We start from the raw sequence: 22,655 nt of genomic DNA, 5'->3' as shown, positions 1-22,655 counted from the left end.
AAAACAAACCGCTGGAGCATCACTCCAGCGCGCTAAAATAGGCGGCCAATGCGGCAATTTCTTCATCCGCAAGCCGTCCGGCCATCATCTGCATCACCGGATGCGGCCTTATCTTTTCCTTATAGGCATGCATGGCCGTCACGAAGTCCTCCTCCGGCCAGCCAGTGATCACCGGAATACCGTCATAATCGCCGCCAATCTGATGACAGGTCGTGCATTCGGTCGAAAGGTACTCACCGTACTCCGGATCCCCCTCGATCGCCAGAATGGCCGCATCCAGCTCGATCTCGCGCTTCAAAGCCGTAGGTGCCGCTTCGGGTATGTCCTGCGGGCTGGCCGAGAACTGGCGCAGGTAAGCCAGCACATCGTGGCGGTCCTGTGCGTCCTTTATGCCGCGAAAGTTCATCCGTGTGCCGCTGACCAGCGCCTTTGGGTTCTCGATATAGGCATCTAGCCGCGCCAGATCCCAGACAAGGCCATCGCGCCGCGCGCGGATGATACCCTTGGAATACTTGAAGTCCTCAAACCCCGCTGCGGGGCGATCAAATATGCCGTTCAGATGCGGCCCAACGCGGTGCTTCGCTCCCTGCCCGACATCATGACAAATAGAACAGGCGCGGAATATATCCGCGCCTCTCTCTGCATCACCAATCTGAACAGCCGTCTCATCAGCCACCGCCGCGCTTGAGAGCGCGGCAATGACCGCCAAGGTTTTTATCCAGATCCTCATATAATCATCCGTCGAAGGATTTGAGATAGGCAATGACCGCTTCGATGTCTGCGTCTTTTTTCAAGCCCGCGAAAGACATCTTTGTCTTCTTCATATACTTTTTGGGCTTCTCAAGGAAGGCCGCAAGTTCTGCTTCGGTCCAGACGAGGCCATCTTCGCCCGCGCCCTTCATCGCCTTGGAGTAGCGGAAACCTTCAACCGCACCTGCGGTCGCCCCAACGATGCCATTCAGGATGGGACCGGTCTTGTTCTTGGCCTTGTCGCCCACCTGGTGGCAGGATTTGCACTTCTTGAAGACCTTTTCGCCAGCGGCGACCAGTTCGGGATCCAGGGCGGCAACCTCTTCCACCGGCTCGGCGGCAGGAGCGGCTTCGGCGGCGGCTTCTTCAACCACGGCATCCTCGGTTTCCGCGCGAGGAACCAGACCGGTTTCATCCGGGGTCACGTCAAGAACCGCAGCCCGCATGGTGATCTCGACCGTGTCCTTGCAGTTTTCCATGCACGGCGTGTCGGTCCAGAAATGCGCTTCGCTAGTCAGGCGATCATCGATGATGAAGCCCTCGGCGTTGGGCAGCTCAACTTCCAGGAAGTTTTCGTTCGACAAAACGAACTCATCATCCACAAGGTCATTGGAATAAAGGATATAGGCTACGATGCCATAGACCTCATCCGGCGTCAGTGTCTGCGCAGCGCCAAAGGGCATTGAGCGATTCACATAGTCCCATGCAGTCGACAGATGCGGCCAATAGGAGCCAACAGTCTTCAGAGGGTCCTCATGGTCCAGAGTATCCGCTCCACCGGCCAGTTTCGGCCAATTGTCGACGCCTTCGGCAAAATCACCGTGGCAGGCTGCGCACTTGTCGGCGAAGACCTCTTCGCCAGTGAACACGTCGCCCGACCCTTCGGGCAGACCGGTGCCATCGGGGCTGACATCCAGATCCCAGGCGGCGATTTCTTCGGGAAGCGCCGGGCGGCCCAACCCATATTTTTCAGCATAGGCAGGTGCCGCCAACGCGGCCGCCATTGCAGTTGCTGCGATCAGATTAGGAAACTTCGACATTTTCCGCCTCTCCGTTTGCCTTCACCCACCAGGTTTGGATGGCATTGTTGTGATAGATCGAGTTCAGGCCGCGCACCTCGCGCAGCTGCGCCTTGGTCGGCTGCACGTAACCCGAACTGTCGCGGGCGCGGCTTTGCAGGAACATCTCCTGACCGTCCCAGTTGATATCGAGGTAGAAACGCGTCAGCGCCTTGTCGGTACCGGGTGCCGCCAGGCGTGCCTCACTCCAGGTCTTGCCGCCGTCAATGGAGACATCGACACCGGTGATGGTCCCGCGACCGGACCAAGCCAGGCCTGTTATGACCAACGGGCCCTTGCCATGGGTGATCGGCGACTGCGGGCTGGGGCTGGTGACAACGGATTTGGCATCCATTTCCCAGGTCCACTTGCGGCTGGTGCCGTCTTCCAGCGTGTCGGTGTATTTCGAGGTCTCCTCGCGGGATTCGACCGGGCCGTCCATCACTTCGATGCGGCGCAGCCATTTCACCCACATGTTGCCTTCCCAGCCGGGAACGACCAGACGGACCGGATAGCCGTGCTCTTTGCGCAGGGCTTCGCCGTTGGCCTTGAAGGCGACCAGAACGTCATCCAGCGCCTTGTCCATCGGGATCGAGCGGCCGTTCGACGACGCATCGGCGCCTTCCACATAGACCCATTTGTCCTTGAGATCGCCCGCGGCGCCCAGACCGGCCTCTTCCAGCAGGGTACGCAGGGAAACGCCCGAGTATTCCATGTTGTGGATCATGCCGTGGGTGAACTGCGCACCGTTCAGCTGGGCCCCCGCCCATTCCATCCCTGAGTTCGCCGCGCATTCGCAGAAGTAGACACGGTTCTCACGCGGGAAACGCTCCAGATCGGCGTAGGTAAAGACCAGCGGCGTGTCGACCAGACCGTTGATCATCAGGCGGTAGTCTTCCTTCTTCAGATCAATCGCGCCCGAGTGGTGACGCTCAAAGGCGCAGCCCTGCGGCGTGATGGTCCCGTCCAGCGCGTGGATCGGGGTGAAGTTGATCGAAGAAATCGTATCTGCGGTCAGCCATTCCACGTTGCGGCGGATCACATCCGATTCATAGCTGATCGGCAAACCGTAAGGGGTTGCATCGACGCCGTCCCCCAGTCCGCTGGCCCATTCCTGGACCTCGGTGATCAGCGGGTCGGGACCCGCTGCCTGGGCCGCGCCCGCTACCGCGCTGCCGGCCCCGGCCGCTGCCGCACCTGCCAGAAACTGACGGCGCGAAGGGGTAAAGCCCTTTGCATTATCGCTCATCTTGTTCATGCCTCCGTATAGTGACGAGGTCCATCCAAGGACCGCGTCGGCGCAAAATTCGCTCGGGACGTGGTGGGGCTTACGCGCCCACCACCTTGACCGAGTTGTTCGGGGACACCGTGACGGTGCCCATTTTCTTGATGTGGTTTTCGACGACATCCCAGATCTGCGGACCTTCGGTGCCTTCGTTGACGCTGGCCCAGCCGGCAACCATGTAGGTTTTGCTGGGATCAATCGCTTCGCCGGTTTTCAGCAGCGTCATTTCGCTGATGCGCTCGCCCTGCGGCTTGGTGATGTCGATGCGGTAGCCCATGCCGCCGATCCGCACCATGTCTCCGCCCTGCTGGTAATAGGGGTCGGGATTGAAGATGTTGTCCGCCACATCTTCAAGGATCACTTTGATGAATTCTCCGGTCATCTCGGTCCGGTAGGCCGCGCCGTAGCTCATAGAGGTGACGTTCCAGATATCCTCGCGGGTGATGTCATCACCCGGGATCAGCGACGGTCCCCAACGCACACCGGGCGACATGGCGATATCCGCTTCACGCTCACTCAAGAGCGCATCGCAGATCAGATCGTCCCAAGTGCCGTTGAAGTTGCCGCGCCGATAGAGAAGCGAGTCGGTCTGGCCGATCACCTCTTCCAGTTCTGCTTTGTAAGGCGCGCGCTGTTCGTCGATCAGCTTGGAAACCACCGGATCGGGCGCGATCACATCCGAGAAGACCGGGATCAGTTTGTGCTTGAGGCCCATCATCTGGCCGTCCCGCACATCAAGATCCACGCGGGAAACGAACTTGCCGTTGGAACCGGAGGCGATGATGTGGGTCTTACCCACCAGAACCGGCTCAGGCAGCGCATCGTGGGTATGCCCAGACAGGATCACGTCGATCCCGGAGACAACGCTGGCCATCTTCTTGTCCACGTCAAAACCGTTGTGCGACAGGACGACGACTACGTCGGCGCCCTCTGCCCGGACTTCGTCCACCATGGCCTGCATGTTTTCGTCCCGAATCCCGAAGGAGTACTCCGGGAACATCCAGCCGGGGTTCGCGATCGGCATGTAGGGGAAGGCCTGCCCGATCACCGCAACCTTTGCGCCACCACGTTCGAAGAACTTGTAGGGCTTGAAGAGTTCCGCAGGCTCGTCCCACTCGGCATCAAAGATGTTCTGACCAAGGGCGGCAAAGGGCAGCCCTTCGACGATTTCCTGAACACGTTCGGACCCCAGGGTGAATTCCCAATGGAAGGTCATCGCGTCGGGTTTCAGAGCGTTCATGACATTGACCATGTCCTGACCTTCGGTCTTGTAGCAGGTCATGGAGCCGTGCCAGGTGTCGCCACCGTCCAGCAGCAATGCATCGGGCCGATCCGCGCGGATGGAGTTGATCACTGTCGACATGCGGTCCAGACCGCCAACACGCCCGTACCCTTTGGCGAGGGAGGAAAAATCGTCATAGGTGAGCGCGTAAGCGGATGGGCTGCCATCGGCAATGCCATAGGCCTTTCGGAAGTCGGCACCGGTTATATGCGGAACCTGACCCTTGTTCGCGCCAACCCCGAGGTTGATCGAGGGCTCGCGGAAATAGATCGGTTTCAGCTGCGCATGGATGTCAGTGACATGGATGATGCTGATGTTACCGAAGGTATCGAACTCCAACAGCTGGTCCTGTGTCAGGCTCTGCTGCGCCGCAAGACGCCCCCAGTTGCCAAAGCCAGAAGCCCCGACCAGGGCAGAAGCAGCCATCGAAACCTGCAGAAAATCACGGCGCGAGATCATGTTACTCTGATATCCTGTTTAAACATGCAACATATTCGCATGTATGAATGTTAATGGAGCGAAACACCCCGTGCCATCACATGACACGGGGCATTCCTCGGGTTTAGTTACGAACCGACGGTCCTTCGACCGACAGACCGTTGCCGCGCGAGGCGACATAGAGTTCCAGCGCAATGAAATCGTCCGAGCCGGGCTTGTAGGTCTCGGCGCGGGTATCCCGGACGCAGCCCTTGAAACGCGCGTGAACCGTGTTCAGCTTGGCGTTCTTCAGACGGTAAGTCGGAAACCCGTTGATCTGACCCTGGCTCAGATGATCGGCGCGGATCATCATGCCATAGCTGTCTTCGTGGCAGTTGGCACAGGACAGTTCCAGCTGGCCGGTGCGGGTGTAGTACATTTCCTTACCTTTTTCCCACATCGCCTGAACCGGTCCGTCAATGGCCACGTTCACCGGCATGCCGCGCGACTGAACAGAGATCAGAGCCTCCATCGACGCCATGTCACCGCCAGTGTATTTCCACTTTTTGGCTCCCATCTGGTTCTCGCGGCAGTCGTTGATCTGCATTGCCAGAGTACGCACTTCCCCGGCGTCTTCATTCCACTTGGGATAGACCGCGCGCACGCCCTTCATGCTGGTTTCGACATCCTCGTGGCAAGACGCACAGGACTTGCCCTCGGAACCATCAGCAGTGTCCCAGGCTTCCATCGCCTGATCCACAAAAACCATCGCCGGGTTCTCGAAGTCGTCCATCTGCAGCGCCTGGGTTTCGTCCGAGCGGAAGTGCCAGCCCGACATCACCTCATCCATCACATCCGACACATGCGCCGGAGCAGCGGTCTTGGTGACCATCTGGATCTCGTCGTTGACCACCAGCGTGTCATCGTCCGGCTCCGCAAAGGCGGCCATCGGCAGGGTCAGCGCAGCGGCGATGGCAGTCAATGCCTTATAGTTCATTCCATATCCTCCCTTGGGTATCCACCTCGCCCACCGGAGTGGCGGACGAGGCGCTTGCCTTTGAGATCCGGACGGGATCAGGCCATCTTGATCGATTTGGACGTGTCGTAGACCGAACCGTCATCATCGTACCAGGTGAACTTGAAGTCACCGGCTTCGGGGACGGTTGCCTCGAACTCCATGTAAGGGTTGGTGGAAATCGCCGGTTCCATTGTCACGTCGATCACCATGGTCCCGTTGAACTCGCAGGTGAAACGGTTGATGATCGAACGCGGAATGACGTTGCCTTCCTTGTCCTTACGCTGACCGCTTTCCATCTTGTGGCTGATCAGTGTCTTGATGGTGACCGCTTCGCCAGCGGCGGCTTTTTTCGGGACCTTGACGCGGGGTTTTACACCGGATGCCATGTCTTATCTCCTTGATTTCGGAAGGTGTCGCGGGGGCCGATCAGCCGCCGCAGCCCCCGATGGTCACTTTCACGGCGGCGCTTGCCTTGGCAAAGCTGCCATCTGCCATTTTTGCAACGGCCACAACATCCTGCGTACCGGCCAGACGGATCCGGGTGGACGCAGACTGGCTCGCGGCGCCGGGGCCGAAGTTGAATGTTGCAACGCCCGGGGTCGGGTTGCCGGTTGCCAGAACCATGATCGCGGTTGCACCGGGGGCGCTGACCGAAATTGGCACCGTGTTGCCGTTTTCCGCAATTTCAGGTGCGGTCAGTTCGACACCGCTGTCAGCCAGATCAGCACCGCCGGTAAACTCGGCGATCATATCGTCTGCCGCCGCATTGACGCGGAATGGCAGGGCCGTCAGCACGGCGGCGCCCAGGCCCATGGCCAGGGTCTCGCGACGTGAGAACTCCATCATTTGTCTCCTTTGACTTCGCTCGGACAGGCAGCTTTAGGCCGCTGTCTCACTCTTCTTTCAGCGTCGCGAGGAATGCGACGACATCTTCAATCTCCTGGGCCGTCAGGATCGGCGGCAGCGGCTCCGCGCCTGCCTTGCCGGTGTAGGCATCGCCGGGACGGATGAACCCATCAACCTTGTAGAACGCAGGCATCATGGTGCCTTCGAAGGTCATTTTTGCGTTTGCAACCAGGCCACGCAGCTCGGCTTCGCTCCAGCGATCCCCAGCGCCATCCAGCATCGGGCCGATCTCACCGTGGAACGGAACATCCGAAAGCGCGGTTACCGCGTGACACGCAACGCAGTTACCCTTTTTCTTGCTGCCGACGATAAGAGCGCCGTTGGCCGCATCTCCGGCAACCCCGGTCAACGATTCGGCAATTCCGCCGTATTCGTCATACTGCACGTCCTTAGGCGCGACCTCGCCCGCCTGTGACATGGTCCCGGCCAGACACATGGCCAGTGTCAGAGATAGTCTCTTCATGGTTCCTCCCGTTGGCTGCCACACCGAAGTGGCCTGCTTAGCTATTGCATACCGTAGGCCACCGAAGCCCCCGGACGCAACAACAAATTCATTAATGTGAATTTTTCTCTTGTTGCGCATTTTATCAGTCTGTCGATCCATTATTGCGCTCCTGGATGCGGCGCGCATGGTATCTTTGAAAATCTTCCCCATTATCAAGCTCGTACCGCTTTTCGTTGACCCAGGTAAACATGTCCAGAGTGGTTCCGGCCCCAAAGGCGCCCGGCATGACCGAAACAGCAGCCTGCACGGCCGTCTGATCCTCATTCACCGTCTCGGGGAGGAACAGAATCGTGGGGGTAAACAGGATCCCCCACTTTCTAGCCATGTCCCGTTCGGGCAGGGTTTCGCCATCAAAATCGGTTACCTCGGTCGAGCCATGCAGGTTCAGTTGCACGACAAAATAACTCTCTTCGATATAGTTGCTGATTTCGGGCCGCGGAAAGATCTCCTCATGCATCTTGGTGCAATAGATGCAGCCACGCTGCTCAAAGAAGAGCACAAGCCGCTTGCCTTCAGCGTTCGCTTCCTCAAGATCCTCTTGTAGGTCCTTGAAGGTATCACGCATCCAAGACGTCTTGTGCAGTCCGTCATCTCCCACTTCGACGGCCCCTGCTGGCATGGCCAGCACAAGGGCGAAGGCGCAGGCCGCCAAAGGCGCCGCGACCAGATCCAACAGTCGTTTCATTGCAATCTCTCCCTAGTATTGTTCAGCGTGCCAGCCCCCAAGTGCGGGACAATCCGGCATTGATCGACCGGTCATCGTCAGCCAATGGTGGTCAGGCTCGGCATCCATCGGATCATCAGATCGGCGATGTAGGTTACGCCGCCAGTCACAATCAGCACGGCGAACAGGATCAGCATAGCACCCATAGCCTTTTCCACCCAAGCAAAAGCAGCCCGGTGTCGCGCAACCCAGGCCAGGAATGGCTTGGCAAAGAAGGCCGCCACGATGAAAGGCGCTGTCATACCGATTCCATAGACCAGCAAGAGCGCCCCTCCCCGCCAGACCTCTCCCATGCCCGAGGCGATCATCAGGATCGACGCCAGGGCCGGCCCCACGCAAGGCGTCCAGCCAAAGCCGAAGGCAAGGCCCATGAGATAGGCGCCGATGACGGTCGAGGGTTCGGCAGTGCTCTCGAGGCGCGCCTCGCGATAGAGCAGCGGAATGCGCAGGACGCCAAGGAAATGCAGACCAAATAAAACCAGCAAGGCGGCCGCGCCATAGGCCAGAATATCCATATACTGGCCGAAAAGCTGCCCAAGCGCCGTCGCTCCCATGCCCATCAGCATAAACACCGTCGTCACCCCGGCTGCGAAACAAAAGGCCGAAAGGATCAGGCGACGCTGCGCTCCCGGCGCAATCGCCCCGTCATTGCGCAGCTCCGCCATGGATAAACCACCCATGTACGATAGGTAAAACGGCACCATTGGCAGGATGCAGGGCGTAAAAAAGCTCAAAAGCCCGGCAAACAGAGCACCAAAGTAGGATATTTCAAGCATTTTCGCCTCATTATTGGTCAATTCGGCGCCTGAAAAGCAGCGCCGCGCCTTGTCTCATTCACATATTCAAATTATGTTGTGCTTCACAAACAATCAGTTTGCTCTTATCTCGTCAACGGACTCAGACGGCTCTGACATGACGCGCACAGTATTTTTCAACAGGGCTTTCCGGCGCCCATTCGTTTTACGCCTTTGGGCGGTAATTTGCCTTGCCGTTGTCCTACTCGCACCGCCCGCGCGGGCTGTTGAGTTGGTGATGGTAGAACAACACGGCTGCGAATGGTGCGCGCGTTGGAATGAAGAGATCGGCCCGATCTATCCCAAGACGGCAGAGGGAGCTTTCGCGCCGCTGCGCCGGGTGGACCTGCGTAACATGCCAAAGGGTTTGGAGACCACACGTCGCGTCAATTTTACTCCCACATTCTTGATCGTGAAAGAAGGTCGTGAGATTGCTCGCCTCGAAGGATATCCGGGTGAAGATTTTTTCTGGCCTCTGCTTGAGTCGATGTTGCGCGACCATGCCGGGTTTGCGCCGGACACAGGAGACAGCTGAGCCCGTCATGGGACCGCAGCCACACTGGGCTAAGTGAACTGGACACGCAGCGCCACAGAGGCTGCGCCAAAGGAGAACGAACATGGGATTGCCGAAATTTTCGGTCGATATGGCGGAAGACGAACTGGAGAAAATGGTGGACAGCGCCACCACAGCCTCCAACTTCCTCAAGGCAATCAGCCACGAAGGACGGCTGATGATCCTGTGTCATCTGGTCACCGGAGAAAAATCCGTGACCGAACTGGAAGAACTCCTGTCCGCACGTCAGGCCGCAGTGTCGCAGCAGCTGTCGCGGCTGCGCCTTGAGGGACTGGTCGTCCCCCGGCGGGAGGGCAAGACGATCTACTATCGGCTCGCGGACGAACGCCCTCGCCGGATACTGGAAGTCGTTTATGACCTCTTCTGCAACTCGGCAGATGCCTGACAACTGAACGTTTTCATCTCAGTTTCATTCGGATGAGAGAGCAACAGGTTGTGCACGCACCGGCACAACCAACGGATGCTGCGTCACGCGATGAATGCGCCCTACTGGTCGCATGTCCGTGCGGTAGGCCCTTTTCTGGCGTCCTGCGGCCCTTGCATCAAAAGAGGGCTTTCTGCATGACTGGTGTATCCAACGCAGACGGAGGGAGGGCCGGATGTTCGACTTTCTGACAGAGCACCATCTTGCGGCCATCGCAGGTCTTGGTGGCGGCGTCCTACTCGGGCTTGCAGCGCGGCTTGGTCGGTTCTGCACCCTTGGGGCTATCGAAGACATCCTTTATGGCGGCTCCACACTGCGTATGCGCATGTGGATCTTCGCTATCGGAGTGGCCGTACTAGGAAGTTTTTCCCTTGTTGGGCTGGGACTTCTGGACGCGAGCGAAAGCTACTACCTTAGCATCAGATGGATGCCCGTTGCTTCGATCCTGGGTGGGTTGATGTTCGGCTATGGCATGGCTCTGAGCGGCAACTGTGGATATGGCGCCATCGCGCGGCTCGGCGGCGGAGACCTGCGCAGCTTCGTGATCGTGCTCGTTATGGGCGTTTCGACCTATGTGGTCCTAAGCGGCCCGCTCGCCCCTGTGCGCAATTACTTCTTTGAACAACAGCTAATCACCACCGACGTCCCACCCGGTCTCGCTCATCACGGTGCTGCGCTGACCGGTCTGCCTGTTCATAGCATTGGCATGGCAGTCGGCCTCGTCATAATGGTTGGAGCCCTCGCCGGACGCGAACTGCGGGATGACAAGAAAGCGATCTTCTGGTCCCTCGTGGTCGGATTGGCTATCATATCGGGGTGGGGTTTCACGACACAGGTCAACACCGTGGGCTTTGAGGCGCTTCCAGTTGTTTCGCACTCCTTCTCCGCCCCCCTCGGCGAAACAATCCTATGGACCATGACTGGCAGTCTGCGCCCGCTCTCCTTTGCCGTCGGCTCCATTGCCGGTGTCTGGACAGGCGCCTTCATCGGTTCACTGATCAAGGGGCATTTCCGCTGGGAGGCCTGCGAGGATCCGCGCGAGTTGCGCCGACAGATCCTTGGCGCTGGCATAATGGGTGCTGGCGCGGTCATTGCCCTTGGTTGCACGGTTGGTCAGGGCCTCAGCGCCTTTTCGCTGCTTGCCGTTTCGGCGCCTGTCACCTTTCTCTCCATATTTGCCGGTGCGGCTTTTGGTCTGCGACAGTTGATCGAAGGCTTTCGTCCGGCTGAATAGCGGGTGATTTAACACCGCTGAAAATCAGCGCAGCGCGGAAAGCCTCCGCAACCAAAAGTTGATACGAATGACATTTCGGTTAAACTTCGAGGCCCGTCACGCGGCTGTTACAGACTCGCGCGAAAGAGCGACGGGCCGACATTGCGTCGGCGCTCGGACACTCAGGAGCAAGCCATGGATCGCAAGCAAATCATCAATGACCCCGAAATCGGCAACAAGGCGGAAGCCTATGAAGCCTTTGACGACATTCCAACCAATCCACGGCTGGAGCGGACCATCGGTGACGTGATCAACGCCCGCTATGGCCGCCGTGATCTGCTGAAGGGCATGCTGGGTGTGTCGGCCACCTCCGCACTTTTCGGAACCTCCGCCCTGATCGCTCCGAATGAAGCGGCAGCAGGCAGCAACAGCAAGGACCGCTACAACTTTGAAGAGCTGACCTGGGGCAACGACGAAACCCACCACATCGCCGAAGGGTATGACGCGGACATACTGCTGCGCTGGGGGGATCCGATCACCGCTGACGCGCCCGAGTTCGACGTGATGAACCAGAGTGCCGAAGCCCAGCTCAAGCAATTCGGTTACAACAACGACTACGTCGGCTTCACCCCGCTCAACGCCGAAGGTACCCGTGGCCTGTTGTGCGTCAACCACGAATACACCAACGAAGAAGTCATGTTCCCCGGCCTTGGCCGCCAGGACAAGGCCGGCTTTGAAGGCATGACCAAAGAGTTGGTCGATATCGAGATGGCGGCCCATGGTGGCACCGTGGTGGAAATCGCCAAGGGCGCTGACGGCAAATGGGCCGTGGTGCGCGACGGCAAAATGAACCGCCGTATCACGCCTCTCAACACCGAGATGACCATCGACGGCCCCGCCGCCGGTCACGACCGCATGAAGACCAACGCCGACCCCTCCGGCCTGTCGGTCATCGGTACGCTCAACAACTGCGCCGGCGGCATGACCCCCTGGGGCACCTACCTGATGGCCGAAGAAAACTTCCACGGCTATTTCTGGACCGATGTTGTGAACGGCGAAGGCAAGCCCGACATATCGGCGCAGCCCGAAGCCAAGACCATGAAGCGCTACGGCGTGCCCGGCCGCTGGTATGCCTGGGGCAAGTTCTACGACCGGTTCAACATCGACAAGGAACCCAATGAGTCGAACCGCTTTGGCTGGGTAGTCGAAGTCGATCCGCGCAACCCCGATGCCAAGCCCGTGAAACATACCGCTCTGGGTCGCTTCCGCCACGAAGGAGCCGAGACCACGGTTTCGTCCTCTGGCAAGCTGGTCGTCTACATGGGCGACGACAACCGGTTCGATTATCAGTACAAATACGTGTCGAGCGGCGTGGTTTCCGACGATGCCGCAGCGAACAGCACGCTGCTGAGCGACGGCACTCTCTATGTGGCCCGCTTTGACGAAGACGGTAGCATTGAATGGATGCCGCTGGTCCACGGCACCGGCCCGCTCACGGCTGAAAACGGCTTTGCCAGCCAGGCAGACGTTCTGATCGACACACGTCTGGCTGCCGACGCCCTTGGCGCCACTCCTATGGACCGCCCCGAAGACGCGCAGCCACGCGGCGACGGCACCGCCTACATCATGCTGACCAACAACTCCAAGCGCACCGAGGAACAGGTCAACGCGGCCAACCCCCGTGCCAAGTCCAACTTCGGCCACATCATCGAGATCAAGGAGGAAGGCGGCGATCACGCGGCTACGCGCGGCACCTGGTCTATCCTTGTACAATGCGGCGACCCGAAACTGGCCGAGGTTGGTGCCCAATGGAACCCCGAGACCAGCGAAAACGGCTGGTTCAGTTCCCCTGATAACTGCGCCTTTGACACTGACGGACGGCTGTGGATTTCCACCGATCAGGGTTCTGGTTGGGGGCGCACCGGCAAGTCCGATGGTCTTTATGCGCTAGAGACCGAAGGCGATCTGCGCGGCACCTCGAAGCTCTTCTTCCGCTGCCCCGTCGGCGGTGAGCTATGCGGGCCCTACTTTACCAATGACAACGAAACACTGTTCCTCGCAGTTCAGCATCCCGGCACCGATGGCACCAAGGCTCTGAAAGGCTTCGAGCGCGCCTCGACCTTTGAAGATCCAGCCACCCGCTGGCCTGATTTCGACCCCAAGATGCCCCCGCGCCCTTCGGTCGTGGTGGTCACCAAGAAGGGCGGCGGCAAGATCGCCGTCTGACCCCGTCCTTTTGACGTAATCCAAAGGTGCGCGCCCCATTCGGGGCGCGCTCTGGTTTCAGCCCCTCACGGGGCAATTGGCGCAGGACGGCACAGCCTTCTCCTGTTAAGGCTATGCCGCGCTCGCACGAGAGCAGGTTTCATTCCGCATCACACATTCGCTTCACCAGACCATCACACCCGCGTGAAAGCGGTTGCGCTGCGCTGACATCCGCGCATTCTGTGCGGCACAACTCTCTTTCTGATGGATAGGCCCCATGACAAAAGACCTGCGCGCCGCCGACATCCTTGCCCGGCGGCTTTATGAGGCGGGCTGCCGTCACGCCTTTGGCATGCCCGGCGGCGAGGTGCTGACGCTGGTGGACGCGCTTGAGACTGCGGGGATCGCCTTTCACCTCGCGAAACACGAAAACGCCGCCGGGTTTATGGGTGAAGGCGTGCATCACGCAGATGGCGCGCCGGTGATCCTGGTGGCAACCCTCGGACCGGGCGCGCTCAATGGCGTCAACGTCGTTGCCAATGCACATCAGGACCGGGTTCCGATGCTGGTACTCACAGGCTGCGTCGATGCGGCCGAAGAACACACCTACACGCATCAGGTTCTGGACCACCGTGCGGTCTTCGCCCCCATCACCAAAGCCACCTTTCGCCTCAACGCCGAGGCCGCAGAGGTCATCGCGGACAAGGCCCTATCCATCGCAACCGAGCCGCGCAATGGCCCGGTGCATATCGACGTGCCGATCTCGGTTGCGGATAGCCCCGCCAGAGAGCGCAACATCCGCCGTGCGCCTGCTGCGGCCACTTTGCCAGACAAAGAGACACGGGCGCAGGCGCAAGACTGGCTGAGCCAGGCGAAACGTCCCATCGCGATCATTGGCCTTGATGCCGTTGCAGAAGGCGCCGGTCCTGCCCTCAGCGCCTTTCTTGAAGCGCATCAGATCCCCTTCGTCACCACCTACAAGGCCAAGGGCATCCTGCCCGAGGATCATCCCCGGTGCCTTGGCGGTGCAGGGCTGTCTCCCCTTGCGGACAAGCATCTCCTGCCCTTGCTCAAGGAAGCCGACCTGATCCTGTCCCTCGGCTACGATCCGATAGAGATGCGCCCCGGATGGCGCGACGCCTGGGAGGTCAGGACCCAGCGCGTGATCGAGATCGCCCCGGAACCCAATACGCATTACATGCATCAATCTGGCCTCAACATCGTGGCGTCGCTGCCCCTTACTCTCAAGGCCCTCACTCCCGAGACTGCGCGCGCCTCTCAGACCTGGCCACTCGGTGAGGTCGGCAGAACGCGCGCGGCTCTGGCAGCGGCCTTCCCCATGGAGGACACCTGGGGGCCTGCGGGCATCATCGCAGAATGTCGCGCCAGCCTGCCGCCTGAAACGCTGGCCACCGCCGACAGTGGCGCACATCGGATTCTCTTCAGCCAGATGTGGACCTGCCACGAGCCGCGCGGCCTGATCCAGTCTTCGGGACTGTGCACAATGGGCTGCGCGTTGCCGATGGCGATCGGGCGCAAACTGGCGCAGCCGGACAGGCCCGTCGTCAGCTTTTCTGGAGACGCAGGCTTTCTGATGGTGGCAGGCGATCTGGCCACTGCAGCCGAATTGAACGTCGCTCCTATCTTTGTGGTCTTTGCCGATGCCAGCCTGGCCCTGATCGAACTCAAGCAGCGCCAGCGCCAGATGACCAACCGCGGCGTCGACTTTGCGCGGCACGATTTCGCCGCCATGGGCCGCGCCTTTGGCGGCAATGGCGTGACGGTTCGTGACCGAACGGAACTGCGCGCAGCCCTTCGCCAAGCCTTGGCATCGGATCGCTTCACTGTCATCTCTGCGGAAATCGAACCGGGAGGATATGATGGACGCATCTAGCATGTTGCCGCACGGCGCCCTCAAAGGGATCAAGGTCCTGGACCTGTCGCGCATTCTGGCAGGCCCAACCTGCACGCAGCTATTGGGTGATCTGGGCGCAACCGTGATCAAGGTGGAAAACCCAAAGTCGGGCGGCGATGATACCCGCCAGTGGGGGCCGCCCTATGCCATGGACAAAGACGGCAATCCGACGGATCTGTCGGCTTATTACATAGCTGCCAACCGCAACAAGCTTTCGGTCGCCATCGATATCGCCACCCCCGAAGGCCAGGCTGAAATCCGCAGACTGGCGGCGGAGGCCGATATTCTGATCGAGAACTTCAAGCCCGGCGGACTCGCAAAATACGGGCTGGATTATGCCAGCCTCAAGGACGATCTGCCGCGGCTGATCTATTGTTCGATCTCGGGCTACGGGCAGACCGGCCCCAACAGCCACCGCCCCGGATACGACCTGGTGGCGCAAGGTTTTGGAGGGATCATGTCGCTGACCGGTGACCCCGGCGGCCAGCCCGTCAAGGTCGGCACCGGTATCGCGGATGTGATGTGCGGTATGTACGCCTGCATTGGAATTCTGGCCGCCCTGCACCACCAAGAGAAAACCGGCGAGGGTCAGCAAATCGACCTCGCTCTGGTGGACAGCACGATTGCCTGGCTCATCAACGAGGGCGTCGCCTATCTCAACACCGGCACCCTGCCCACGCGTCGCGGCAATGAGCACCCCTCGATCATGCCCTATGGCGTTTACGAGACCTCAGACTCCCATGTGATCCTTGCGATTGGCAATGACGCTCAGTTCCGCCGGGTCATGGAGTTTCTTGGCCTCGAAGGTCTGGCCGAGGATCCCCGTTTTGCAACCAACCCCTCCCGGCTCAAGCATCGCGATGCGCTGAACGATATCATGATCCCCGCACTCAAACGCTTCACAATGGATGAAGTGATCGCGGCAATGGAGGCACGCAAGGTCACGGCAGGTCCCGTGCAGACGCTGGACCGTGTCTTTGCCTCGGATCAGGTGGCCGCGCGCGGCATGGCGATCGAGATGGAAGCGCATGGTCTCCCAGTCAAACTGCTCGGGAACCCGTTAAATTTCTCTCGCACACCGGTGACCTATCGTCGTCCTCCGCCCTCATGCGGGGCGGACAGCGCCGAGATTCTGGGAGCCAAAGCACCATTTGAGACCGACTAAGCGGCCTATCGCCCAGCGGGATCCTTCCTAATGTTACAAAAACCGGCAAAGCCCCGCCATTCAGGCGGGCTTTTTCGTTTGGTTTGGGCACGAACGCGAGAATTTGCCAGTGTTTCCTGCCCCTTTCAGCGGTTTCGTCCCCACGCCGAACACGCGCCTTCACCAACGCGCGAGCGCCCGTCGCGCGAGAATTCTGCCTCCTTTACGCTGATGACAACAGCAAGCAACAAGCACACCAGCGGCGAGGAATACTCAAATGGCAGACGATATCTTTGGACAGGAAACGAGCCTGAAGGCCCAATCATCCGCCGATCTCTGGAACAAGGTTCAACTGGGAGTCCTGTCGCACAGCGCGCAAGCACCGGTCCATCTTGGGACACTGCTTGAGGCCGAACCGCACTTCGCTCTCGGTCAGGCTGCGAAAGGTTTGTTTCTGATGTTGCTTGGGCGCCGCGAAATGCAAGCCCCCGCACGCGATGCACTGGCAACGGCACAGACCGCATATGACACCGCCCTCCCCCGTGAGCGGCTCTATGTCGATGCATTGCGGCTTTGGCTGGAAGGACGCCCAAGCCGCGCCGTACAGAAATTGGAAGCTGTCTTGCGCGATGACCCCGCCGACAGTCTAGCCATGAAGATGAGCCAGGCGATCCGGTTTGTGCTGGGTGACAGCGCGGGCATGCGCCGTTCGATTGAGCGGGTGATGCCCGCATATGAGCCGAACCATGCCGGGCGGGGCTACCTGCTCGGATGTCATGCCTTTGCGCTGGAAGAAACCGGCGATTTTGCCAAGGCGGAAACCACGGGTCGGCAAGCGCTGTGGATGGCGCCGGATGATGCCTGGGGGCTACACGCCGTGGCCCATGTGCACGACATGACCGGTAATGCAAAGGCGGGTCTTGAGTGGCTCGAAGGCCGAGAAGAAGCCTGGAGTCATTGCAACAACTTTCGCTATCACGTCTGGTGGCACAAGGCCCTGATGCATCTGGATCTTGGGCAGAGCGACGAGGTGCTGGATCTCTACGACCATGAAATCCGCAAGGACAAGACCGACGATTACAGGGACATCAGTAACGCGACCTCGCTTTTGATGCGCCTGGAGCTGGAGGGCGTTCCGGTGGGCCATCGCTGGGAAGAGCTGTCAGATCTTTGCGCAAACCGCACCGAAGATGGCAGCCTCATATTTGCCGATCTGCATTACCTCCTCGCCTTGGCGGGACGCGGTCGCAAAGACGAGACCCTGCACATGGTCCGTCGTATCCATGATGACTCAAGCCGCGCAGGTCAGAACGAGGCACGCCAGCGTATGGCCGATCCGGGGCGGGCTGCAGCAAGCGGGCTTGAGGCCTTTGGCGAGAGAGACTACGCGCGCGCCTTTGATCACCTGTCGCAGGCCCGGGCCTCGATGCAACGGGCTGGAGGCAGCCATGCCCAGCGCGATGTCTTTGAACGCATGACCATCGATGCGGGCCTGAGGGCCGGACGCCTGTGCGACGTCACCGCCATTCTGGACGCACGCCGCGCCCAGCGAGGCGGCGCCGAGGACAATTACGCTCTCGCCCGCCGCGCCATGATCCACGCCGCGCAGACGCTCTCTGCCTCGCAGTCTCTTCCGGCCGAATAGCCGGAAGCCCGACCTTTCTACACTCTGACAAGAACAAGTGATTTCTAGATGGCAAACATCTCCAATTTCCCTGCCCCCCATGCGCGGGACGCTGCGCCGCCTGGTGGGGCGGCCGCCAACACCCGCAGACCGCCCAGCGTTTCGCCATCGCCAACCAGCGGGGCACGACGCCAGCGGGATCCACGGCTCGATTTCTACCGCGGTATTGCGATGTTCATCATCCTGGTGGCCCATATTCCCGGCAATCGCTGGACCGGCTGGATCCCGGCGCGCTTTGGCTTTTCGGACGCAACCGAAATCTTTGTTTTCTGCTCGGGCATGGCCTCGGCCATCGCCTTTGGAGGCTCTTTTGCGCGGGGCGGCTGGCTCTTGGGCACGGCCCGCGTCCTGTTCCGCTGCTGGCAGGTTTTCTGGGCCCATATCGGATTGTTTGTCTTTGTGGCCATGTCCATGGCGGCCCTGGACCTGACCGGCGCCTTTGACAAAAGCTATGTCGCCTCGCTGAACCTTTCGCCCTTTTTCAACGCACCCATGGAGCAGTTGGTGGGCCTGTTCACGCTGACCTATGTCCCGAACTACTTTGACATCCTGCCCATGTATCTGGTGGTGCTGGCGCTGATGCCCCTGATGATGGGGCTTGAGCGGATTGGCCTATGGGCCGTTGCGGCGGCCTGCGGATTTATCTGGCTCGCCGCCAACCCCTATTTGATCGGCCTCGGCCCAGACGGCCTCTCGCTACCGGCAGAGCCATGGTCGGAGCGGGAATGGTTCTTCAACCCCTTTGGCTGGCAGCTTCTGTTCTTTACCGGCTTTGCCTTCATGAAAGGCTGGATCCCCGCGCCACCTATCTCGGGTGTCCTCGCGACTGTCTGCGCTGGTTTTCTGATCCTGTCGGCTCCATTCGGATCATGGAAGGTCTTCTTGTGGATTGAAGCCTGGAACAGCGATCTTGCCGAAGTCATTCGCCCGGCATGGCGCCTCACTGGGGAGTGGCGGGAAAAGACCGATTTCGGCCTGTTGCGCTATGCCCATTTCCTGGCGCTGGCCTATCTTGCCTGGGTTCTTGCAGGTGCGGGTGGCACAGGCCTCATCGCCTCGGGGCAGTCCTTTGCCGCGCGGGTTTGGTCCCACCTGCTGGGCATCATCACCAAGGTTGGCCAGCAGTCGCTTGCGGTCTTTGTCTTCTCGATGGCGCTGGCGCGGCTGATCGGTTTTGCGCTGGACCAGACCGACCGGGGAATCCTGATCACCGCAACCGCAAATCTTGCAGGTTTTGCCCTGATCATCGCCTGCGCCTATGGCGCGGCCTGGTTCAAATCCCAACCCTGGAGGGGCAAGCGATGACCTCAAGACGAAGCTTTCTTGGCGGTGTCTCCTCGCTGGCGCTGGTCAGCCTTGCCTGCCCGCTGCGTGCCACAGACAGATCGCATTCGTTCAACCCGCAGGACGTGATCGCAACGGCGCGCAGGCTGTCTGAGGCGCCGTTTGAACCCCGCGCAAAGGTGCCGAAAGACTGGTTGAGCCTCACCTATGAGGAGTATCAGACCCGCTGGTTTCGCAGCCGTGATGCGCTCTGGAGCAAGACGAACCGCAGCTACAACGTAGATTTCTTCCTGCCCGGACTCTACTTCCCGCGCGCGGTGCAGATACATCAGGTCGCAGATGGTAAAGCCCATCCGATCCCCTTTGATTTGTCGCTCTTTGACAAGACAGACAAGGCGCCGGATCTCGGCACGGATGGCGCGCTGGGATATTCGGGGTTTCGCCTGCGCACCGAGCTTAGCGAACCCGGAAAAAGAACCGAATTCTGCGTCTTTCAGGGCGCGAGTTACTTCCGCGCCATTGGCATGGGGCAGACATATGGGCTGTCGGCCCGTGGCCTGGCCCTAAAAACCGCAGATGCGGATGGTGAAGAGTTTCCCGAGTTTACAGAATTCTGGCTTGAGGCCCCGGCACCGGATCAGCGCGAGATGGTGGTGCACGCACTGATGGACTCGCCTTCCGTCACCGGCGCCTACCGGTTCACAATCAGGCCCGGCCGAGCATGTGTCATGGATGTGGAGGCAACGCTGTTCCCGCGCGTGGATCTGCCGCATGCCGGGCTTGCCCCGCTCACCTCGATGTTCCTGTTTGATCGCACCAACCGCAACCGGTTCGACGATTTCCGTCCCTCCGTGCACGACAGCGACGGGCTGCTGATTGCCAACGGCAACGGCGAAACCCTGTGGCGCCCGCTTGCCAACCCAACCCGACTGCAGGTGTCGTCCTTTGTAGATGAAAACCCGCGCGGCTTTGGCCTGATGCAACGCAGTCGCAGCCTGTCCGACTTTGCCGATCTTGAAGCCCGCTATGAAAACCGCCCCAGCCTTTGGATTGAGCCTAAGGGCGATTGGGGCCCAGGGGCGGTAACTCTGGTTGAAATCCCCGCCGACAAGGAGATCTACGACAATATCGTGGCCTATTGGCGCCCGAGGGTGCCTTTCGCTGCCGGATCAGAGGTGCGGCTTGAATATCGAATGAACTGGGGCGACGGCCCGAACCTTCCTCTGGCGCAGGTGATCGACACAGCGGCGGGCGCGCGTGTCTTTGGACCACCGGGCCGGATCATGGTCGTGGATTTTGCGTCTCACCCGCTGTTGGAGGGAGAACCAGAGGATCTCGATGTCGTTCTGGCCTCACCGCATGTGATGCTGAGCCAGGGGGTGCTGCAGCGCAATCCCGCAACGGGCGGCCTACGCCTCGCCTTCAGCTTTGATCCTGGCACCCGCGATCACGTGGAACTGCGGGCCGAGCTGCGACGCGGCGGCCAGGCCGTCTCTGAAGTCTGGCTCTACAGGTGGACCGCATGAACGATGGGAGCGAATTGCCGAGCCCTGACCTTGGCTCGACCAGTCCAAGCCCTGTTGGGTATGGACACGGCCTGATGCCTGCAGAATGCCCCCTCGACATGCCTATCCAGTGCTTCGGGCGCGACTTCAACGACCATCGCGCCCCTGGCCCCACCCAGGAGGACAAAGTTTCACTTTGGCGGCTTGCGGCATTTTCGCCCGCCTGTGGCGCAACATCTGCGCTTGCTTATGTGATGACAGAATGGTTCGCGCAGGATGGCTTCATGGGACTTGAAATCCTACTGCTGGTTCTCATTGCGTTCAATTTCTTCTGGATCACCTTTTCCGTCTCCACTGTACTGTTGGGCCTATGGTGTTTGTGGCGCCGCCAGCGAAACAGCACCGTAGCCTCGCAACCAACCGCTCCTCCCCTGACAGTGGCACTTCTGGTTCCGGTCCATAATGAGGATCCCGCAGCCGTCTGCGCCAATGCGCGCACGATGCTGGAGGAACTCTACGCGCGGGGCGGTCAGCACGCCTATGCCATGTTCATCCTTTCCGACACCGCCGATGATAAGATTGCCCGGCATGAACGCATGTGCGTTGAGGCTCTGCGCAGCTCTTTCCCCCCGGATATTGCATTGCACTACAGGTGCCGCCTCAAGAACACAGGTCGCAAGGCTGGCAATGTGGCCGAATGGGTGCGTCGCTGGGGCGACGGCTATGAGGCGATGCTGGTTCTGGACGCGGACAGCCTGATGACCGGGCAGGCCATCGCCGAAATGGCGGATGCGCTTGCAAAAGATCCCGGTGCCGGGCTGATCCAGAGCTTCCCGAAACTGATCGGGGCAGGATCAGTCTTTGGTCGCATGCAGCAGTTTGCCAACGGCGTCTATGGCCTTGCGATGGCAGAGGGGCTGGCGGCCTGGGTCGGCACCGAGGGAAATTACTGGGGCCATAACGCGATCATTCGCACGCAGGCCTTCGCCGCAAGCGCGGGCCTTCCGCCCCTTCGGAGTCGGTTTGGTTCAGAGACGCTGATCATGAGTCACGATTTCGTCGAAGCTGGTTTGCTGCGCCGCGCCGGGTGGGGGGTGCGCTTTCTGCCCCGGATCGAAGGCTCCTATGAAGAAACCCCGCCGACGCTGATCGATCATATCCTGAGGGACAGACGCTGGTGCCAGGGGAACCTGCAGCATTTGAGGCTGCTTGGCGCACGCGGCTTCTCTCATCTTTCACGTTTTCACCTTTTGCATGGTGCCGTCGGGTATCTGATGGCCCCGATCTGGTTTGCGCTGCTGGTGATCTGGGCATTGATTGGAAAAGGAAACGAAACCTCAGCCCTTGCCTACTTCAATCCGACCAATCCGCTCTACCCGTCCTGGCCCGATATGACCGAGCCAAGTCACGTTGCCGTCATTGTCGTCATCTACGGGATGCTGTTGGCGCCGAAACTGCTTGCGCTTTTAGCCTTGCCACTCAGCAGCAGACGACTTGCCGAATATGGAGGTCCAGTACAGTTTTTCCTGTCCCTGCTGTCGGAAATTCTCCTCGCCATACTCTATGCGCCGATCTTGATGGTTCAGCAGGTCATAGCGGTCTTGCGCTGCCTCATCGGCCTGCAAAAGGGCTGGGCACCGCAGGTGCGCAGCGCAGGACGCTACCGGTTCCGTCAGATTGCGCGATGCCATGCCCTGGAGAGTGTTTGTGGTCTGATGCTAGGCGCTGGAATGCTTGCAGGTATCGTCTCGCTCTGGCTCCTACCGATCGCGCTATCACTGTGCCTTGCCATTCCTCTGTCAGCACTGTCGGGAATGCCTCTGCCTGGCTTGATCCGCGATTGGATGGGCTCGAAAGAGACTTTCGCCCAGCCGCGTGTCTTGCTAGCTGCGCTCTCTTATCGACAGGATCTGGTCAAGATTTGGTCCGGACATGGCGCGGATCGCTCTGCCGCCGAGTGACTGGTGG

At 60.0% G+C, this 22,655-nt stretch carries 20 protein-coding genes; 10 read left to right on the top strand and 10 right to left on the bottom strand.

Annotation, left to right across the window (positions count from 1 at the left end; genetic code table 11):
* Nucleotides 1–19: 19 nt before the first annotated feature.
* The 10 genes from INS80_RS14465 to INS80_RS14420 all read right to left on the bottom strand — a co-directional run bounded on the left by INS80_RS14465 (nucleotide 20) and on the right by INS80_RS14420 (nucleotide 8,721).
* Nucleotides 20–730 (bottom strand): c-type cytochrome, encoded by a 711-nt coding sequence (locus tag INS80_RS14465; protein ID WP_192966305.1) that lies wholly within the window; start codon nucleotides 728–730, stop codon nucleotides 20–22.
* A 4-nt stretch (nucleotides 731–734) separates the two neighbouring features.
* The gene (locus tag INS80_RS14460; RefSeq protein WP_192966304.1) at nucleotides 735–1,790 is read right to left on the bottom strand and encodes a c-type cytochrome; all 1,056 of its coding nucleotides are present in this window, start codon (nucleotides 1,788–1,790) and stop codon (nucleotides 735–737) included.
* A complete protein-coding gene (gene soxC, locus INS80_RS14455) occupies nucleotides 1,774–3,057 on the bottom strand; it encodes a sulfite dehydrogenase (RefSeq protein WP_192966303.1) in 1,284 nt (427 codons plus the stop codon). Before soxC ends, INS80_RS14460 begins: the two co-directional genes overlap by 17 nt.
* Nucleotides 3,058–3,136: 79 nt before the next feature.
* Entirely contained in the window at nucleotides 3,137–4,834 is a 1,698-nt protein-coding gene (soxB, locus tag INS80_RS14450) for a thiosulfohydrolase SoxB (RefSeq protein ID WP_192966302.1), read from the bottom strand.
* Nucleotides 4,835–4,937: 103 nt separating this feature from the next.
* Nucleotides 4,938–5,789, bottom strand: coding sequence for a sulfur oxidation c-type cytochrome SoxA (soxA, locus tag INS80_RS14445; protein ID WP_192966301.1), 852 nt, complete (start codon nucleotides 5,787–5,789; stop codon nucleotides 4,938–4,940).
* A gap of 77 nt (nucleotides 5,790–5,866) precedes the next feature.
* A complete protein-coding gene (soxZ, locus tag INS80_RS14440) occupies nucleotides 5,867–6,196 on the bottom strand; it encodes a thiosulfate oxidation carrier complex protein SoxZ (RefSeq protein WP_192966300.1) in 330 nt (109 codons plus the stop codon).
* A gap of 40 nt (nucleotides 6,197–6,236) precedes the next feature.
* Nucleotides 6,237–6,653, bottom strand: a complete 417-nt coding sequence (gene soxY / locus INS80_RS14435) for a thiosulfate oxidation carrier protein SoxY (RefSeq protein WP_192966299.1) — start codon at nucleotides 6,651–6,653, stop codon at nucleotides 6,237–6,239.
* 49 nt (nucleotides 6,654–6,702) lie between these two features.
* A complete protein-coding gene (gene soxX, locus INS80_RS14430; protein WP_192966298.1) occupies nucleotides 6,703–7,179 on the bottom strand; it encodes a sulfur oxidation c-type cytochrome SoxX in 477 nt (158 codons plus the stop codon).
* 124 nt (nucleotides 7,180–7,303) lie between these two features.
* A complete protein-coding gene (locus INS80_RS14425) occupies nucleotides 7,304–7,906 on the bottom strand; it encodes a thioredoxin family protein (RefSeq protein WP_192966297.1) in 603 nt (200 codons plus the stop codon).
* Between the two features lie 77 nt (nucleotides 7,907–7,983).
* Nucleotides 7,984–8,721 (bottom strand): cytochrome c biogenesis CcdA family protein, encoded by a 738-nt coding sequence (locus INS80_RS14420; protein ID WP_192966296.1) that lies wholly within the window; start codon nucleotides 8,719–8,721, stop codon nucleotides 7,984–7,986.
* A gap of 136 nt (nucleotides 8,722–8,857) precedes the next feature.
* On the opposite strand from INS80_RS14420, the gene INS80_RS14415 reads away from it, so the two are divergent.
* From INS80_RS14415 to mdoH, 10 genes are all read left to right on the top strand, one after another.
* Nucleotides 8,858–9,274 (top strand): thioredoxin fold domain-containing protein, encoded by a 417-nt coding sequence (locus tag INS80_RS14415; protein ID WP_226892795.1) that lies wholly within the window; start codon nucleotides 8,858–8,860, stop codon nucleotides 9,272–9,274.
* Between the two features lie 82 nt (nucleotides 9,275–9,356).
* Nucleotides 9,357–9,698 carry an ArsR/SmtB family transcription factor gene (locus tag INS80_RS14410; protein WP_192966295.1) on the top strand — a complete coding sequence of 114 codons (342 nt, stop codon included), beginning with the start codon at nucleotides 9,357–9,359 and terminating at the stop codon, nucleotides 9,696–9,698.
* A gap of 214 nt (nucleotides 9,699–9,912) precedes the next feature.
* The gene (locus INS80_RS14405; RefSeq protein WP_192966294.1) at nucleotides 9,913–10,971 is read left to right on the top strand and encodes a YeeE/YedE family protein; all 1,059 of its coding nucleotides are present in this window, start codon (nucleotides 9,913–9,915) and stop codon (nucleotides 10,969–10,971) included.
* 174 nt (nucleotides 10,972–11,145) lie between these two features.
* Nucleotides 11,146–13,176, top strand: coding sequence for a PhoX family protein (locus tag INS80_RS14400; protein WP_192966293.1), 2,031 nt, complete (start codon nucleotides 11,146–11,148; stop codon nucleotides 13,174–13,176).
* A 256-nt stretch (nucleotides 13,177–13,432) separates the two neighbouring features.
* Nucleotides 13,433–15,049, top strand: coding sequence for a thiamine pyrophosphate-binding protein (locus INS80_RS14395; protein ID WP_192966292.1), 1,617 nt, complete (start codon nucleotides 13,433–13,435; stop codon nucleotides 15,047–15,049).
* The gene (locus INS80_RS14390; protein WP_439650945.1) at nucleotides 15,036–16,235 is read left to right on the top strand and encodes a CaiB/BaiF CoA transferase family protein; all 1,200 of its coding nucleotides are present in this window, start codon (nucleotides 15,036–15,038) and stop codon (nucleotides 16,233–16,235) included. Before INS80_RS14395 ends, INS80_RS14390 begins: the two co-directional genes overlap by 14 nt.
* 256 nt (nucleotides 16,236–16,491) lie before the next feature.
* On the top strand, nucleotides 16,492–17,859 hold the full coding sequence (locus INS80_RS14385) for a tetratricopeptide repeat protein (RefSeq protein ID WP_192966290.1): 1,368 nt from the start codon (nucleotides 16,492–16,494) through the stop codon (nucleotides 17,857–17,859).
* A gap of 48 nt (nucleotides 17,860–17,907) precedes the next feature.
* Nucleotides 17,908–19,203, top strand: a complete 1,296-nt coding sequence (locus tag INS80_RS14380; protein WP_192966289.1) for an OpgC family protein — start codon at nucleotides 17,908–17,910, stop codon at nucleotides 19,201–19,203.
* Entirely contained in the window at nucleotides 19,200–20,708 is a 1,509-nt protein-coding gene (locus tag INS80_RS14375) for an OpgD/OpgG family glucan biosynthesis protein (protein ID WP_192966288.1), read from the top strand. The genes INS80_RS14380 and INS80_RS14375 overlap by 4 nt, the downstream gene beginning before the upstream one ends.
* Before the next feature lie 74 nt (nucleotides 20,709–20,782).
* On the top strand, nucleotides 20,783–22,648 hold the full coding sequence (gene mdoH / locus INS80_RS14370) for a glucans biosynthesis glucosyltransferase MdoH (RefSeq protein WP_192967292.1): 1,866 nt from the start codon (nucleotides 20,783–20,785) through the stop codon (nucleotides 22,646–22,648).
* Nucleotides 22,649–22,655: the final 7 nt, after the last annotated feature.

The sequence above is a fragment of the Phycobacter azelaicus genome (assembly GCF_014884385.1).
Taxonomy (GTDB): domain Bacteria; phylum Pseudomonadota; class Alphaproteobacteria; order Rhodobacterales; family Rhodobacteraceae; genus Phycobacter; species Phycobacter azelaicus.
Note: the sequence above shows the minus strand (reverse complement) of the source record. Positions and strands in the feature narration are given on the sequence as shown.